This window comes from Mycobacterium sp. 1245852.3, from assembly GCF_001669335.1.
Classification (GTDB): Bacteria; Actinomycetota; Actinomycetes; order Mycobacteriales; family Mycobacteriaceae; genus Mycobacterium; species Mycobacterium europaeum_A.
Genome location: NZ_LZLL01000387.1, coordinates 1 through 15,638, shown reverse-complemented (window position 1 = coordinate 15,638; position 15,638 = coordinate 1). Strand labels below are relative to the sequence as shown.

Sequence of the window (15,638 nt, the reverse complement as noted above, 5' to 3'; positions counted from 1 at the left end):
CCCATCACAGCGACTGGTTCACCCTGAATGAGGCTCGGCTGCAGCTGCTTCCGGTCAACGGGTCGATGCCGATCGCCGTCGCGTCCAGCACCTCGCCGTCGGGCATGACGGCCGCGGGCACGCACGGCGTGGGGGTGTTATCGCTGGGCGCCGGGCTGATCGGCGGCAAGAAGGACCTGGCGGCGCACTGGGCGCTCGGCGAGAAGGCCGCCGCCGAAAGCGGCAAGCAGCTGCGCCGCGACGAATGGCGCCTGGTGATCCGTGCCCATCTCGCGCCCACCCGCGAACAGGCCAAGGCCGAGGTGATCGAGGGGCGCGAGGCCGAACGCGTCGGATACTTCAAACGGGTCGCCGGGCTGAAGAACGACTACACGCTCGAGCAGGAGATCGAGGAGGACGCCGCCATCGTGGGCACACCCGACGACATGATCGAGGCCCTGCACCGGTTGCAGAACATCACCGGCGGGTTCGGGGGCTTTTTGGTGCTGGCCGGGGATTGGGCGGACCGCGAGGCCACGCTGCGCAGCTACGAATTGATGGGCCGCCACGTGATTCCCGAATTCCGCGGCCAGCTGGATTCGCTGCGCGCCAGCTACGACATGGTGGTCGCGAAGAAGCGCGACTACGGCGCGCCGGCGATGGCCGCGATCAAGAAGGCCTACGAGGACGCCGGCCAGCAGATGCCCGACGACCTCAACCCGACCAACCTGCGTTAGGCGTGGCCCGTCGGCACTTCCGGTGCTTCCTGCGCTTCCGGCGCTTCCGGCGTTTCGTGTTGCATCTCGTGTTGCATCACGGTCCGGCGCAGGTCGTCGTCCCAGCGCGGGAAGACGTCGGTGTGGATGCCGAATTGGTCCAGGGCCCGGCCGACGGAGTGATCGACGATGTCCTCGAGGCTGGTGGGCCGGAAGTAGAAGGCCGGCACCGGCGGGAAGATGGTGCCGCCGGCTTCGCTGATCGTCGCCATGTTGCGCAGGTGGATCAGGTTCAGCGGCGCCTCGCGCACCATGAGCACCAGGCGGCGACGCTCCTTGAGGACGACGTCGGCGGCCCGGGACAGCAGTGAGCTGGACACGCCGTTGGCGATCTCGCCCACGCTGCGCATCGATGCGGGCGCGATCAGCATGCCCCGCGTCAGGAAGGAACCCGACGCCATGGGGGCGCCGACGTCGGTGACGCTGTACACGTGGTCGGCGCGGGCCTCGATCTGCTCCCGGGTGAGATCGGTTTCGTAGGCGCGGGTCAGGTGCCCGGCACGGGTGACGATGAGGTGGGTTTCGATGCCGACGCTGCGCAGCACATCGAGCGCCCGCACGCCGTAGACGATTCCGGTGGCTCCGGTGATGCCCACGATGACGCGGTCGGGCTGGTTCGGCTGGGTCATCACGGATACTCCAAGTCCAGATCGGGGGCATACGGGCGGGGGTCGACATCGCGGAAGTGCGCCCGTTCGAACTGGGCTTGCATGCGAAACGGTGCGGTGGCGTCGAAAATCGTTTTGCACGTGGTGCCCTTGGCCGGCAGCGTCGGGTCGTACTCGGGCTGCTGGGTCGGGTCCAGAACATGACCGGCCACCCCGGGGATGGTGACGATGTCGCGGTTGCCCTGCATCCGGGTCTGCATCGCCCACAGCACGTCGTCGCTGTCGAAGATGTCGACGTCGCCGTCGACCAGGATGACGTTCTTCAGTTCCGAATAGACGCCCAACGCCACCAGCGCGGCTTGGCGCGCGCGGCCGTCGTCGAAGGCCTTGGTCTTGTTGCACTTGAGGACGGCCAGGAACTTACCGCCGCCGGCGCTGTGGGAGTAGACGTCGGTGACGAAGCCGGGCATGGCGGCGTGCAGGGCGTGGAAAATGCTGGCCTCCGTGGGGATTCCGGCGAGGCTGACGTGCTCCTCGCCGGGGCCCACCAGGGTCTGCAGAATCGGATCGGTGCGGGTGGTCACCGCGGTCACCTTGATCACCGGCAAGGCCGGGTTGGCCGGGCCGTCATAGCCGGGGAACTCCGGCATGGCGTGTCCGGTGTGGGTGTTCTGGTCTTCGGCCTGCCGTTCGCCGGGGATGATGTAGCCCTCGATGACGACCTCGGCCGTGGCGATCGCCTTCTGGTCGACCGTGACGCCCTTGACCAGTTCGACGGGTTTGCCGCGCAAGCCGCCGGCGATGGCGAGCTCGTCGTAGCCGAGCGGGGTGGTGGGCGCCTCGAACGTGGCGCCCAGCGGGATCGCCGGGTCCAGGCCCATGTTGACCGTGATCTCGAACTTGCGTCCGTCGGCCTCGGCGCGTTGCCGGAAGGCGTCGATGTGGCGGCCGGGTGCGAAGAAGATCGTCATCTCGTCACGGCCCTGCACGCACAGCCGGTGGATGGTGACATCGGTGCCCAGTTCGGGGTCGCTGCCCAGCACCAAACCCAGGCAGAAGTACGGCCCCGCGTCCAGGTCGGTGTTGGTGGGCGCGGGCAGCAGGGTACGCAGATCGAAGTCCGGGTGATCGGCGCGATGGACCACCTCTTGGCAGGGCGCATTGTCACCAGTGAAATCCGCTGGGCCCAAGGCGTTTTCGTAGGCATCGGCCATGCGTTGGGTAAGCCGGTCGGCCGGCGACTCGAGCAGGATGCCGACGCGTTTGCGGCTGGCCATCAACCCGACCAGCACCCGCCAGCCCGGAAAGCCGGTCACGTTGTTGAAGATCATGGCCGGTCCGATGCGCGTCGGTCGTTCGACGGTGCCGCCGGCGCCGATGCGGCGGTAGACGCCGGCGAGTTCCCCGATCGGGTCGATCGGATGGTCGGTCTCGATCAGCTGCTTGTCGTGGCGCGCCAGTCGCGCCAGCGCGGATCTGAGGTCGACGATCTGGTCATCCGGCAATGGCTAGTCCCTCCGCGCGCACCTGGAGTTCCTAGTACCCGTCTGTGCCGGGCTAAACGCAAGCGGCGGCCGCCTGACTCAGAGCTTGCTGGCGACGAAGTCGGCGGCCTGATTGGCCATGCCCGCGTCGATGTAGGCCCCGGCGAGGTGCTGCGGCCAGTTTTCCTTCCACGTGTTCGGGTCGGCGGGGTTGCAGATGGGATCGGCACCGTGGCACAACTCGATGGTCCGGTCGTTGTAGACGGGACTGAAGTTGGTGATCGGACCCACCCATTGGCTGCCATTGCCGAACAGGGCGACGGCGGCGACGTGCTGATCGATGCCCGGCGGCAGCGGGCTGTCGAAACCGAACGCGCCGATGGGCGCCGCCAGCACAACGTCGGTGACCGCCGCGCCCAGCGAATAACCGCCCAGCACCAACCTGGTGTCTGGGCAGCTGTTGACCATGTCCTGGATGTGGTGGCTCATGTCGTTGGCGCCCTGGGCGACCTCGGTGTCGGCGGGATATTGCACGGCGTACACGCCCACGGTCCTGTTCACCTTGGACCGCAGGGCGCTGATGAACGCGTTGCCCAGCACACCCGGCCCCGGCGATTCGTTGCGCCCCCGGGCGAACACGACCTGTACCGGCGGGCAGTTCGCGGCCGCGGCCGGTGGCGCCGCCCCCGGGGCCCCGGGCGGCAGCACCGTGGCGGGCAGCAACGCGGCGGCCGCGGCCATGACCGCGGCGAGTCCGACACCAGCAAATTTGCGGATAAGCAAGGCGCGCACGTCCATGATGGTAAGGCGAAGGCGCTCTGGCCGCCGCACACCCGGTCAACAGAGCTCCGGTGATCGCTGAGCGCGAACAGCGACCACGGTGTCGGCAGCGGCGATCGAGGCGATAGGTTCAGCTGATGAGTCACGTCGACGCGAGTGCGCCCGAGCGCTTGTTCGCGCTGGCCGAGCAGGTACAAGGTTTCATGCCGGCCGACGAGGGGCGCGCGCTGTACGACGCTGCGCTGCGGTATCTCGGCGGCGGTCTGGGCGTCGAGATCGGCACCTACTGCGGCAAATCCACCCTGCTGCTGGGTGCGGCCGCCCAACAAACCGGCAGCGTGCTCTACACGGTCGACCACCACCACGGGTCCGAGGAGCACCAGGCCGGGTGGGAGTATCACGACGCGTCGATGGTGGACGAGGTGACCGGCCTGTTCGACACGCTGCCGACGTTTCGCCGGGCGCTCGACACCGCCCGGTTGGACGAACACGTCGTCGCGATCGTCGGCAAGTCGCCGCTGGTGGCACGGGCGTGGCGGGCGCCGCTGCAGTTCCTGTTCATCGACGGCGGCCACAGCGAAGCCGCCGCGAACCAGGACTTCGACGGCTGGGCCAAGTGGGTCGCCCCCGGCGGGGCGCTGGTCATCCACGACGTATTTCCCGACCCGAAGGACGGCGGGCGCCCGCCCTACTACATCTACTGCCGCGCACTCGATTCCGGACAGTTCCGGGAGGTATCGGCCACCGGATCGTTGCGGCTGCTCGAACGAGTCAGCGGTCAGCCGGGGGAGCGGGTCTAGCCAGCCCGTGGCTTACCGGCCGGGGCCGGTGACCACGCATTCGCAGTCGAAGTCGGTCTGCAAACCCGGTGGCAGCTCGTCGCCGCGAAAGATGCCCGCACCGGCGGTGGTGTTCGACAGGGCGTCCGCCGCCAAGATCACGGCCGCGCCCGTCCAGGTGGTGCGCTCTTCCGGCCACCGTTTGCCGTCGGCGAAAACCAGTCCCGTCCAATAAGATCCGTCATCCTCGCGCAGATGCTGCATCGCGGCGAACTGACGGTAGGCGTCGGAGTGCTGTCCGATCGCGTCCAGCGCCATCACCAGCTCGCATGTTTCGGCGCCCGTCACCCACGGGCGGTCGCCGACGCACCGGATGCCCAGGCCGTCGACCACGAAGGCATCCCAACGCTGCTTGATGCGCGCGACCGCCGCCGGGCCACGCAAGGCGCTACCGAGGATGGGGTAGTACCAGTCCATCGAGTAGCGGTCCTTTTCGGTGAACGCCTCGGGATGCGCGGAGATAGCGTGCCCCAGACGGCCGAGCGCCAACTCCCACTCCGGCTGCGGGTCGCCGACCAACGCGGCCAGGGCAAGCGCACAGCGGATGCTGTGGTAGATGCTCGAGCACCCTGTCAGCAGGGCCTCCGGCAACACACCGGCTTCGCTTCGGGCCCAACCGATCTCGCCGTAACCGACCTGCATGTCGATGACGAAGTCGATCGCTTTGTGCACCACCGGCCACATTTCCGCCGCGAATGACTCGTCGCCGGTGACCAGCACGTGGTGCCACACCCCGGCGCCGATGTAGGCGCAGAAATTGCTGTCGCTGTTGGCGTCTTCGATGACCCCCGACCGGAATTGGATTGGCCAGGATCCATCCGAGCGCTGGGTGCGCCGGCTCCAGTCGAACGCGGCGCGCGCCGGCTCCAGCATTCCGGCGGTGGTCAGCGCCATCGCGCACTCGATGTGGTCCCACGGATCGGTGTGCCCGCCCTCGAACCAGGGGATGGCACCAGTCGATTCCTGTGCGGCGGCGATGGAAAGCGCGGTCTGGCGGCACTGCTCGGGAGTCAACACCCCCGCAACGGCTGGCACACTAGACCGATGCAACTGAATACCCCTCAGTCGCCTGGCTTTTCGCCTCCTGCGGCTTGACGAAGTACATCGCTACGCTTTTGCCCACCAGCGGGTTGAGCAGCGACTCCGCCAGCTGGGTGATCTTGGGCCGCTGCATCAGGTCCCAAACCAGGAGCTTGTGGTAGGCGGTCACCGCGGGGTGGTCGGTGTTCTCCACTCCCACAGCGCATTTGAGCCACCAGAAGGGGGAGTGCAGCGCATGGGCGTGATGGGTGTGGGTCAGTGCCATTCCGTCGCGGGCGATCTTGCCGCGCAGCTCGCTGGCCCGGTAGATGCGTACGTGGCCACCCTCGTTGGCGTGGTACTCGTCGGACAGCAACCAGCACAGGCGCTCGGGCAGCCACCGTGGGACGCTGACCGCCAGCGTGCCACCGGCTTTGAGCACTCTGATCAGCTCGGCGATCGCCACGTCGTCGTCGGGAATGTGCTCCAGGATCTCCGAAGCGATGACGCAGTCGAACGTCTCGTCGGCGTAGGGCAACTTCAGCGCATCACCGACGACCACCTTCGCCGAGGCACCGGCGGGCGCCTCGCCGGCTTCGGCCATCGCGCGCAAAATGGTGTCCACCGAACGCAATTCGGCCTCGTCGCGATCGAAGGCCACGACGTCGGCGCCGCGGCGATACGCTTCGAACGCGTGCCGGCCGGCTCCGCAACCCACGTCGATGACCTTGCTCGACGGTCCGATCCCCAGCCGGTCGAAATCGACTGTCAGCATGGCGCTTCGCTCTGCGCGTTGCGTGCGATCGCCCGCTCGTAGACCCGAACGGTTTGCGCGGCCACGGCTTCCCAGCTGAAGACGTTGACGGCGCGGGTTCGTCCCGCCTTCCCGAGGCTGCGGCGCTTTTCCGGTGAGTCCAGCAGTTCACCGAGCGCGTGGGTCAGCGCATCGACGTCGGCGGGCGGCACCAGTTCGGCGCAAGCACCGTCGGTCCCGAGGACTTCCGGCAGGGCACCGACCCGGCTGGCGACGATCGGGGTGCCGCTGGCCATGGCTTCCACGGCTGGGAGCGAAAAGCCTTCGTAGAGCGACGGAATGCAGGCGACCTCCGCGGAGGCGAACAGGGCGGCCAGCTCGGCGTCGGACAGCCCGCTGGTGATGTGCACGATGTCGGAGATCCCGAGTTCGGCGATGAGTTTGTGGGTCGGACCGTTGGGTTCCACCTTGGCAACCAGCCGCAGCTCGAGATCACGCACGGTGCGCAGCCGGGCGACCGCTTGCAGCAGGGTGCGGACGCCCTTGAGCGGGGTATCGGCACTGGCGATCGCGATGATGCGGCCGGGCTCGCGGGGGCCCGATCCCGGTTTGAACAGTTCGGTGTTCACGCCCAGCGGCACCACGTGAAGTTGGTCGGGCGCGACGCCGAAGTCGGCGATGATGTCGGACGCGGACGACGAGGAGACCGTCAACAGGTCGGGGATGTGGCGGGCGACCTCCTGCTGCATGTCCAAGAACCCATACCAGCGGCGCACCAACGGTTTTCGCCACCATCGCGCTGCCGCCAGATCCAGCACCCGGTCGCGGGTGATCGGGTGGTGCACGGTGGCCACCACGGGAAGTCCCGCCTCGGCGATGCGCAGCAATCCGGTGCCCAGGCTCTGGTTGTCGTGGACGACGTCGAAATCGGCTGTGCGCTGGGCAAGTAACCGCGCGGCCCGCATCGTGAACGTCCGCGGTTCGGGAAAGCCCGCGGTCCATGTGGTGAGCAATTCCCGCAGGTCGATCGAGTCGCGAATCTCGCTGGGCCGCGGCACCCGGAACGGGTCGGGTTCCCGGTACAGGTCGAGGCTGGGCACTTCGGTGAGCCGGACCCGCGGGTCGAGCAGGTCGGGATACGGCTGGCCGGAGAACACCTCGACGTCGTGGCCGAGCTCCACCAGGCCGTGGCTGAGATGGCGCACGTAGACGCCCTGTCCGCCGCAATGGGTCTTACTACGGTAGGACAGCAGGGCAATTCGCATACTCAACTCTTCTTTGCTGGAAAATGACCGCGGAATGGCGCCGAATACATCGCGGTCAACGGACTCCCGAACTCCGCGACAGCAAACTGGACATGTGTCCAGACTATAGTTCGATCACCTAATCGTGCGCAACGAGCCGGAAACCCACCGTCCCCCGCGCAGGCGGCCCCCGGGATGTCCGACACGCAAAGATCATGCCACTGGCCGGTGTCCGCCCGCTTTCCGACCGGTCGGTTCCGCACGCGAGGCGCCTCGGCCCAGCGGCGCTGACCGGCGAAGATCGCTCTGAGGAAGGCCCGTGCCTTTTGTTACCATCGCGCGGTGCGGGATTCGGCCGGACCGGGTGGACGCGGCGATCGGTGGTCGCCGTCGAGGCGCGAGGTCCTCAAATACGCCGGCGCCTATGTCGTGGCGCCGGCCCTGCTCAGCCTGGGCGCGGTGGCGGCAAGCCCCGCCGCCCCGAAAGCCTCGGCGGCCGGCATGAGGCTGATCGATTTCGCCGAGCGCAGGATCGCACCGGAGGAGATCAAGTCGGCGGGCTATGACGGCGTGGTGAACTACGTGTCGCAGTCGCGGCCGGGCGCCAACTTCGAAGCCAAGCCGCTGACCCGGGAGTACGCCGATGCGCTGCGCGCGGCGGGCCTGCATATCGTCAGCAACTTCCAATACGGCAAGCCCGGTTGGCCGGACCCGTCGGATCTCACCCGCGGCTATGACGGCGGCGTCGCGGACGCCCACACGGCCATGCAGCTGCACTCGGCGGCCGGCGGCCCGAACTCGGCCCCGATCTTTTTCAGCGTCGACGATGACATCGACGCCAACACGTGGAATAGCGTTGCCGTCCAATGGTTTCGAGGCATCAACTCGGTGCTGGGTGTGGGTCGCACCGGCATCTACGGGCATGCCCGGGCGTGCGGGTGGGCCATCAGGGACGGGGTGATCGGGCCGTCCACCAGCGCCGGGCACCAGTGGGCGTGGCAGACCAGGTCGTGGTCGCACGGCGAGCGCGAACCCGCCGCTGTGCTCTACCAAACGGTCGTCAACAGCCCGGGAAATCCGGGCCCGCTGCTGGGCGGCATCAATGTCGACGTCGACGATGTCCTCGCCGCCGATTTCGGGCAGTGGGACCTGGATCGCTGACCTAGAAGTCCTTCTCCGCCGCACGAGACATAAACCAGGGCGACCGATCGCGGCGTGTCGTGTGCGTGGTTTACGTGTCGCGAGATCGCGGGCGCATCGTCCATGAAAGAGGGCGGCATGAAGGAACGGCACCCCGCGAGCGCATGGCTCGCGGGGTGCCGTTCCTTGCCGGTGACCGGGTCTTACTTGAGGTCGAACCGGTCGTTGTTCATGACCTTCACCCACGCCGCGACGAAGTCCTCCACGAACTTGCCGTGGTTGTCGTCCTGGGCGTAAACCTCGGCCAGCGCGCGCAGCACCGAGTTCGAGCCGAACACAAGGTCATTCGGGGTCGCGGTCCACTTGAGCTCGCCGGAGGCCCGGTCGTGCCCTTCGTAGACGTTCTCCGCGGTCTCCGAGGCCTTCCACTCGGTGCCCATGTCGAGCAGGTTGACGAAGAAGTCGTTCGTCAACGCGCCCGGCCGGTCGGTGAACACACCGTGCTTGCTACCGCCGTGGTTGGCGCCCAGCGCGCGCAGCCCGCCGACGAGCACCGTCAGCTCCGGACCGGTCACACCGAGCATGTAGGCCCGGTCCAACAAGAGCTGCTCGAGCGGGGCCTTCTCGCCGGGCCGCGCGTAGTTGCGGAACCCGTCGGCCCGCGGTTCGAGCACGGCGAACGACTCCACGTCGGTGCTCTCCTGCGAGGCGTCGGTGCGCCCGGGGGCGAAATGCACCGAGATCTCGTAGCCCGCGTCCTTGGCCGCCTTCTCGACCGCCGCGGAACCGGCCAGCACGATCAGGTCGGCGATCGAGATCTTCTTCCCGCCGGAGGCCGAGGCGTTGAAGTCCTGCTGGATCCGCTCCAGCACGGGCAACACCTTGTCGAGTTCGGAGGGCTCGTTGACCTCCCAGCTCCGCTGCGGCTCGAGTCGCAGCCGCCCGCCGTTCGGGCCACCGCGCTTGTCGGTGTTGCGGTAGCTGACCGCGGCCGACCAGGCGGTCTTGACCAGCTGCTGAACGGAGAGACCGGACGCCAGGACCTTGCTCTTCAGGTCCGCAACGTCCGTCTCGTCGACCAGCGCGTGGTCGACGGCCGGCACCGGGTCCTGCCACAGCTGCGGTTCGGGAATCCACGGCCCCAGGAAGCGGGTGACCGGTCCCATGTCGCGGTGCAGCAGCTTGTACCACGCCTTGGCGAAGGCGTCGGCCAGCTCCTCGGGGTGGTCCAGCCAGCGCCGCGTGATGTCGCGGTAGATCGGGCTTTCCCGCAACGAGATGTCGGTGACCAGCATCGTCGGGGCGCGCCCCGGCCCACCGAACGGATCCGGAATGGTCCCGGCGCCCGCGCCGTCCTTGGCGGTGAACTGCCAGGCCCCGGCGGGGCTCTTGGTGAGCTCCCACTCGTAGCCGTACAGCGTCTCCAGGAAGGAGTTGTCCCACTTGGTCGGCGTCGGCGTCCAGACCACCTCGAGGCCGCTGGTGATGGCGTCCTTGCCCACGCCGCTGCCGAACGAGCTCTTCCAGCCCAGCCCCTGCTGTTCGATCGGGGCTGCCTCAGGTTCCGGACCGACCAGGTCGGCGTCGCCGGCACCGTGCGTCTTGCCGAAGCTGTGGCCGCCGACGATCAGCGCGGCCGTCTCCTCGTCGTTCATCGCCATCCGGCCGAAGGTCTCGCGGATGTCGATCGCCGCCGCGACCGGGTCCGGCTTGCCTTCGGGGCCTTCCGGATTGACGTAGATCAGACCCATGGTGGTGGCACCGTAGGGCTGCGCGAGGTCGCGTTCACCCGAGTAGCGCTTGTCGGTTCCCAGCCACTCTTCCTCTTCACCGAAGAGAATCTCCTCGGGCTCCCAGACGTCTTCGCGGCCGAAGGCGAAGCCGAACGTCTTGAACCCCATGGATTCCAGGGCCGTGTTCCCGGCGAACAGCAGCAGGTCCGCCCAGGAGATCTTGTTGCCGTACTTCTTCTTCAGCGGCCACAGCAGCCTGCGCGCCTTATCCAGGCTCGCGTTGTCCGGCCAGCTGTTGAGCGGAGCGAAGCGCTGCATGCCCTGGCCGCCGCCACCGCGGCCGTCATAGATGCGGTAGGTGCCGGCGGCGTGCCAGCTCATCCGGATGAACAGGCCACCGTAGTGGCCGTAGTCGGCGGGCCACCAGTCCTGCGAGGTGGTCAGCAGCTTGATCATGTCGGCCTTGAGCGCCTCGACATCAAGCTTGGCGAACTCCTCGGCGTAGTCGAAGTCCTCGCCGAGCGGGTCGGACTGGGGAGCATGCGGGTGCAGGCGCGACACATCGACCTGGTTGGGCCACCAGTCCTGGTTGGTCCGCGGGGCGCTCGACTTGGGCTGCGGTGAAGGGATTGCTGGGTTTTCGCTTTCGCTGTTGCTAGCCGACCCGGCGTCGGGTTGGGGAGGGCGGCTGGCGGATGTATCAGATGACACAGCATTCCTTTCGAGGGTGGGTGAATCGGGCTGCGATCACGGGCTGTGATCTAAGAACCTGTCGTCGAGCAATCGGCACACAGGCCCCAGTAGATGACTTCGGCCTCGTCGAGAACGAAGCCATCGAGAACGTTGTCGTCGTCCGAGGGCGTCAGGCAGGGAGCGTCACCGACGGCGCAGTCGATGTCGGCGATGATCCCGCAGGATCGGCACACGACGTGGTGGTGGTTGTCGCCGACGCGCGATTCGTAGCGCGCGACCATGCCCAGGGGCTGGATGCGCCGAACCAGACCGACGGTGGTCAGCGCATTGAGCACGTCGTACACGGCTTGACGCGAAACATCGGGCAGGCCAACCCGTACCGCCGAGAAGATCGTCTCGGTGTCGGCGTGCGGATTGGCGTCCACGGCTTCCAGCACGGCAACCCTGGGCCGGGTGACCCGCAGATCGGCCATCCGCAACCTGCCCGCGTAATCGGCCGTCGATGACACGCCACCAATATGACGCCTTAATTGGAACGAGTCAAGAGTTTATTGTGAAGTGGGGCACAACACGAGGCGACGAATGAGGTGGATCACCTGCGGGCTCAGGTCGGTTTCAGGGCGCTGCCCTTGCGCCAGTCGTCCCAGCTGAGCGTCCAGTCGCCGTTTTGGGCCAGCGTCAGCGGTGGCCCGCCGCTGTTGCGGACCTCGACTACGTCGCCCGGTACCGAAAAGTCGAAGAACCATTTCGCGTTGTCGGCGTTGAGGTTCAAGCAGCCATGCGACGTGTCGCGGTGGCCCTGGGCCCATACCGTCGCGTCGAGTTCGTGCAGATATATGCCGTCGCTGCTGATCTTGGTCGCCCAGTTGATGGTTTCGCGATATCCGAGCCTGGAGTTCTTGGGCAGGCCGAAGGTCGAGGAGTCCATGATGACGGGATTGCCCTTGTCCAGCACCGTGTAGACGCCGGACGGGGTCCACAGCGAGATCGTCTTACCGCCGACGTCTTCGGCGCCGCCCATTCCCATGCTGGTCGGCATCGTGCGCACCAGGTTTCCGTTGTCGAAGACGCTGACCTGGTGGGTGGCGTCATCGGCGATCGAGACGTGCGCGTCGCCGATCCGAAACGAGACCTTGGTGTCGTCCTGCCCGAACAAGCCGTCGCCCAACGCTATTCCGTAGATCTTCGCCTCGGCGGTGACGGTCGTGCCGGGCGCGTAGTAGTGCTCGGGCCGCCAATGAGCGTTCTGGTCGTCGACCCAGTACCAGGATCCCTCGACTTTCGGGTTTGTGGTCACCGACAGTTGTCGCTCGGCGGCGGCGCGATCCGCGATCTTCTCGTCGAAGTGCGCCACGATCACCGTTCCGACGCCGTAGGTGCCGCCGTCGTGCAGCGCGGCCTCCGACGTGGCGGTGAACGACACCTTGGTCTGATTGGACGGCTTCAGCGTGGAAAACGACGAAACCTGCTTGGCCGCAACACCACTGACGCCACTGCTGGTGACGGTCAGGGTGTAGGTGCGTCCGTAGCCCAGCGGGACCGTCGGCTTCCACACCGTGTTGTCGGGTGTCATGACGCCCTCGATCGGCTTGCCGCTCTCGTTGACCATCTCGACACCGGTCAGGGTTCCGTTCTCGGCTTTGACCGTGACCGGGGCGACCGGGTCGACGTCATGCGAGTCGGGGGCGGGAGTGATCGTTATCTGCGCCGGCCCAGCGGTTTTCGCGGGCGCGCCGCCCTGCCCGCAGTGACCGCCCAGACAATGTGTGGTCGACACAACGTATATCGCGGCCACCGCGGCGACGATCACGCAGACCGCGAGCAAGAGTCGGCGAGGCCGGCTGACCCGCAGGATCCGGCCGACGAACTGATCGCTGTTCTTGGACATCATGAAGCTGCCGAATCCCTGCTTTCTGGTTCTCGCAGGCCTGAGAATTCTGCCCAGCGAAGTCGATGTTGAAGATGAGGTATCCCGCGACATGCGGTTTTTAAACCGCCCGGGGTAACCCGGGCCTGCAACCGGCGTGCGCGCGAGATCATGGCGTCATGGCCGATGACGAACTCGACAGCCTCTATGAGGTGGCGCCGAAGGAGTTCACCGCGCAACGCACCAAACTGGCCGCCGCCGCCAAACAGCGCGGCGATACCGCCGCGGCGAAACGGATTTCCGCCGCCAACAAACCGACGACGGCCGCCTGGGTCGTCAACCGGCTGGCGCTGCGGCACGCGGACACCCGGCGGCGACTCGCCGACCTCGGGGAGCGACTGCGCGCCGCGCATGCGGCGATGGATGGCGGACGGATCCGGGACCTGACGGCCGAGCAACGCAAACTCATCGACGAGCTCACCCGCAAGGCGCTCGAGGAGGCCGATCTCAAGCAACCGTCGGCGGCGGTGCGCGAAGACCTCACCAGCACGCTGCAGGCCGCCATCGCCGACCCGCAGATCGGGGACCGCCTGGGCCGGTTGACCCGACCCGAGCAGTGGTCGGGTTTCGGTGGCTTCGGCGAGGCCGCGCCGGAACCGGCGGGGACTCCGAGCGAACCGGCGAAGCGCCCCGGCGCCCCGGCACGGAAGCGGTCGGAGGACGCCAAGGCGCAAACCGAACGGCGCGAGAAACTGAGCGCGGCCGTCGACACCGCCGAACGCGTCAAGGCCGAGGCCGATGACGCGTTGTCGCTGCGACAAGCCGAACGAGATGGCGCCCGCCGGCGTCGTGACGATGCGGCGCGGGCGTTGCGGGCGGCCGAACGGGAACTCGATCGCGCCGAAACGGACTACGACGAGGCGCGGCAGGTGAGCCGAGCCGCCGCGGAGTCGGTGAAGGAGGCCAAAGCGCGGTTGAAGCGGGCGTGAGCCCGCCGGGTGCGTTTCCACGGGCCGGGCGGGGGTATCAGCAAAGCCGTGACCTCTTTGTGGATGACAGAACGAAGCGAACAGCCCTGGACCGCCAGCCGACTTGACCAAGGTTCGGTGTCCGCCGATGTCATCGTGGTGGGCGCCGGCATCACCGGCCTGATGACGGCCGTCCTACTGGCCCGCGCCGGCAAGGACGTGCTGGTGCTGGAGGCGCGCACGGTGGGGGCGTGCGCGACCGGGAACACCACCGCCAAAATCAGCCTGTTGCAAGGCAGTCAGCTCTCCAAGGTGCTACCGCGGCATGGCCGGGACCTCGCGCGCGCGTACGTGGACGGCAACCGCGAAGGCCAGGAGTGGGTGCTGGCGCACTGCGAGGCCAACGGCGTCGCCGTGCAGCGCGAGGACGCTTACACCTACGCCCAGTCGGTGCGGGGCGTCCCGCGGGCGCGTGCCGAACTGACCGCGTGTCAGGCGGTGGGCCTGCCGGCGGTGTGGGACGACGACGCCGACGTGCCGTTCCCGTATCACGGCGGGGTGCGGCTGGCCGACCAGGCGCAGTTCGACCCGATGCCCTTCCTCGACTCGCTGGCCGTCGAGCTGCTTGACCGCGGCGGACGGCTGGTCGAGCACACCCGGGTGCGTCGGGTCTCCTGGCGCGGCAAGCAGGTCCGCGTGCAGGTCAACGACGCCGCCGAGCGGGACGTCGAACTGCAGGCTCGCCAGCTGGTGCTGGCCACCGGCATCCCGATCCTGGATCGCGGCGGTTATTTCGCTCGGGTGAAGCCCAGCCGGTCCTACTGCCTGGCCTTCAAGGTTCCGGGCAACATCACCCGCCCGATGATGATCTCCACCGACTCGCCGACCCGTTCGGTGCGGTACGCCCCGGTCGCGGACGGGGAGCGGCTGATCGTGGGCGGCGCCGGTCATACCGTGGGGCGCGAGAAGAGTCCGTCCCAGGCGCTCGACGAACTGTCGGCGTGGGCACGCAAGCACTACCCGGGCGCCGTGCAGACCCACTTCTGGTCGGCGCAGGACTATACCCCGATCGACCATCTACCCTATGTGGGTCCGATCCTGCCGAACAGCGAAACCATCTTTGTCGCAACGGGTTTCAACAAGTGGGGGATGACCAACGGGGCCGCCGCGGCGCTGGCACTGTCGAGCCGCATCCTGGGCGGGCGGATGGACTGGGCCCGCGCGTTCGCCAGCTGGAGTCCGCACGAGTTGACCGGGTTGACGACCGCCCTGCAGGCCAACCTCGAGGTCGGCTTCAACCTGACGAAGGGCTGGATCACCCCGTCGATACGGACTCACCGCCGCAGCCCCGTCAACGGGGAAGGCGGCGTGGTGAGCGGCCCGCCATGGCATTTGGAGGCGCGCTGCCGCGTCGACGGGACCGAGCATCGCGTCTCGCCCGTGTGCACGCACCTTGGCGGGATCGTGAACTGGAACGACGCCGACAAGGCGTGGGAGTGCCCGCTGCACGGGTCGCGGTTCGCGCCCGACGGCACCTTGCTGGAAGGGCCGGCCACCCGCGATCTGACCGCGTAGACCGGCGCCCGACTCAGCCCGTCTTGCGAAAGACGAGCCAGCGCAATTCGATTGGGGAGTCACCACGCTCGACGTCGAACACGTCGAGGCCGCCGGCCCATCCCTCGAACCGATCGCCGACGACTCCGCCTACGAGTACGAGAAGGCCCGGTCGGCTTCGGACGCCTGGCCGCCCACG

At 67.6% G+C, this 15,638-nt stretch carries 14 protein-coding genes; 5 read left to right on the top strand and 9 right to left on the bottom strand.

All coding sequences use genetic code 11. From position 1 onward, the window contains the following. Positions 1-716: LLM class flavin-dependent oxidoreductase (locus A9W96_RS17605; protein ID WP_156765295.1), on the top strand; the 716-nt coding region annotated here is incomplete at its 5' end. On the opposite strand, the gene A9W96_RS17600 is transcribed toward A9W96_RS17605, so the two are convergent. From A9W96_RS17600 to A9W96_RS17590, 3 genes are all read right to left on the bottom strand, one after another. Then, positions 713-1,384: a UbiX family flavin prenyltransferase gene (locus A9W96_RS17600; protein ID WP_067141633.1), complete on the bottom strand. Its 672-nt coding sequence runs from the start codon at positions 1,382-1,384 to the stop codon at positions 713-715. The genes A9W96_RS17605 and A9W96_RS17600 overlap by 4 nt on opposite strands. Then, positions 1,384-2,868, bottom strand: a complete 1,485-nt coding sequence (locus A9W96_RS17595; RefSeq protein ID WP_066876741.1) for a UbiD family decarboxylase — start codon at positions 2,866-2,868, stop codon at positions 1,384-1,386. Before A9W96_RS17595 ends, A9W96_RS17600 begins: the two co-directional genes overlap by 1 nt. A 78-nt stretch (positions 2,869-2,946) precedes the next feature. Beyond that, positions 2,947-3,645, bottom strand: a complete 699-nt coding sequence (locus A9W96_RS17590; protein WP_156765294.1) for a cutinase family protein — start codon at positions 3,643-3,645, stop codon at positions 2,947-2,949. A gap of 119 nt (positions 3,646-3,764) precedes the next feature. On the opposite strand from A9W96_RS17590, the gene A9W96_RS17585 reads away from it, so the two are divergent. Then, positions 3,765-4,427, top strand: coding sequence for a class I SAM-dependent methyltransferase (locus A9W96_RS17585; RefSeq protein WP_067141630.1), 663 nt, complete (start codon positions 3,765-3,767; stop codon positions 4,425-4,427). Between the two features lie 12 nt (positions 4,428-4,439). On the opposite strand, the gene A9W96_RS17580 is transcribed toward A9W96_RS17585, so the two are convergent. Genes A9W96_RS17580 through A9W96_RS17570 form a run of 3 tightly spaced genes read right to left on the bottom strand, consistent with a single transcriptional unit; the run spans position 4,440 to position 7,505 of the window. After that, positions 4,440-5,516, bottom strand: coding sequence for a prenyltransferase (locus A9W96_RS17580; protein WP_067141627.1), 1,077 nt, complete (start codon positions 5,514-5,516; stop codon positions 4,440-4,442). Next, positions 5,503-6,261, bottom strand: a complete 759-nt coding sequence (locus A9W96_RS17575) for a class I SAM-dependent methyltransferase (protein ID WP_066863162.1) — start codon at positions 6,259-6,261, stop codon at positions 5,503-5,505. The genes A9W96_RS17580 and A9W96_RS17575 overlap by 14 nt, the downstream gene beginning before the upstream one ends. Then, entirely contained in the window at positions 6,255-7,505 is a 1,251-nt protein-coding gene (locus tag A9W96_RS17570; RefSeq protein ID WP_066863159.1) for a glycosyltransferase family 4 protein, read from the bottom strand. The genes A9W96_RS17575 and A9W96_RS17570 overlap by 7 nt, the downstream gene beginning before the upstream one ends. 321 nt (positions 7,506-7,826) lie before the next feature. On the opposite strand from A9W96_RS17570, the gene A9W96_RS17565 reads away from it, so the two are divergent. Beyond that, positions 7,827-8,645 carry a DUF1906 domain-containing protein gene (locus A9W96_RS17565; protein WP_066876745.1) on the top strand — a complete coding sequence of 273 codons (819 nt, stop codon included), beginning with the start codon at positions 7,827-7,829 and terminating at the stop codon, positions 8,643-8,645. 182 nt (positions 8,646-8,827) lie between these two features. Here the strand turns inward: A9W96_RS17565 and katG are convergent, their stop codons facing one another. From katG to A9W96_RS17550, 3 genes are all read right to left on the bottom strand, one after another. After that, positions 8,828-11,068: a catalase/peroxidase HPI gene (gene katG / locus A9W96_RS17560; protein ID WP_066863153.1), complete on the bottom strand. Its 2,241-nt coding sequence runs from the start codon at positions 11,066-11,068 to the stop codon at positions 8,828-8,830. A gap of 50 nt (positions 11,069-11,118) precedes the next feature. Beyond that, positions 11,119-11,559, bottom strand: coding sequence for a Fur family transcriptional regulator (locus tag A9W96_RS17555; protein WP_156749292.1), 441 nt, complete (start codon positions 11,557-11,559; stop codon positions 11,119-11,121). A gap of 95 nt (positions 11,560-11,654) precedes the next feature. Further along, complete coding sequence (locus A9W96_RS17550) at positions 11,655-12,941, bottom strand: Ig-like domain-containing protein (RefSeq protein ID WP_067141624.1); 1,287 nt, start codon at positions 12,939-12,941, stop codon at positions 11,655-11,657. Between the two features lie 155 nt (positions 12,942-13,096). Here A9W96_RS17550 and A9W96_RS17545 point away from each other — a divergent pair, with 155 nt between their 5' ends. Then, positions 13,097-13,906 carry a hypothetical protein gene (locus tag A9W96_RS17545; RefSeq protein WP_067141621.1) on the top strand — a complete coding sequence of 270 codons (810 nt, stop codon included), beginning with the start codon at positions 13,097-13,099 and terminating at the stop codon, positions 13,904-13,906. 63 nt (positions 13,907-13,969) lie between these two features. After that, entirely contained in the window at positions 13,970-15,460 is a 1,491-nt protein-coding gene (locus tag A9W96_RS17540; RefSeq protein WP_067141619.1) for an FAD-dependent oxidoreductase, read from the top strand. Positions 15,461-15,638: the final 178 nt, after the last annotated feature.

What these genes read in the sequence shown, in the direction of transcription:
- A9W96_RS17600 (WP_067141633.1), bottom strand. Translation starts at nt 1,384, where the DNA reads ATGACCCAGCCGAACCAGCCCGACCGCGTCATCGTGGGCATCACCGGA.
- A9W96_RS17590 (WP_156765294.1), bottom strand. Translation starts at nt 3,645, where the DNA reads ATGGACGTGCGCGCCTTGCTTATCCGCAAATTTGCTGGTGTCGGACTC.
- A9W96_RS17585 (WP_067141630.1), top strand. Translation starts at nt 3,765, where the DNA reads ATGAGTCACGTCGACGCGAGTGCGCCCGAGCGCTTGTTCGCGCTGGCC.
- A9W96_RS17575 (WP_066863162.1), bottom strand. Translation starts at nt 6,261, where the DNA reads ATGCTGACAGTCGATTTCGACCGGCTGGGGATCGGACCGTCGAGCAAG.
- A9W96_RS17570 (WP_066863159.1), bottom strand. Translation starts at nt 7,505, where the DNA reads ATGCGAATTGCCCTGCTGTCCTACCGTAGTAAGACCCATTGCGGCGGA.
- A9W96_RS17550 (WP_067141624.1), bottom strand. Translation starts at nt 12,941, where the DNA reads ATGATGTCCAAGAACAGCGATCAGTTCGTCGGCCGGATCCTGCGGGTC.
- A9W96_RS17545 (WP_067141621.1), top strand. Translation starts at nt 13,097, where the DNA reads ATGGCCGATGACGAACTCGACAGCCTCTATGAGGTGGCGCCGAAGGAG.
- A9W96_RS17540 (WP_067141619.1), top strand. Translation starts at nt 13,970, where the DNA reads ATGACAGAACGAAGCGAACAGCCCTGGACCGCCAGCCGACTTGACCAA.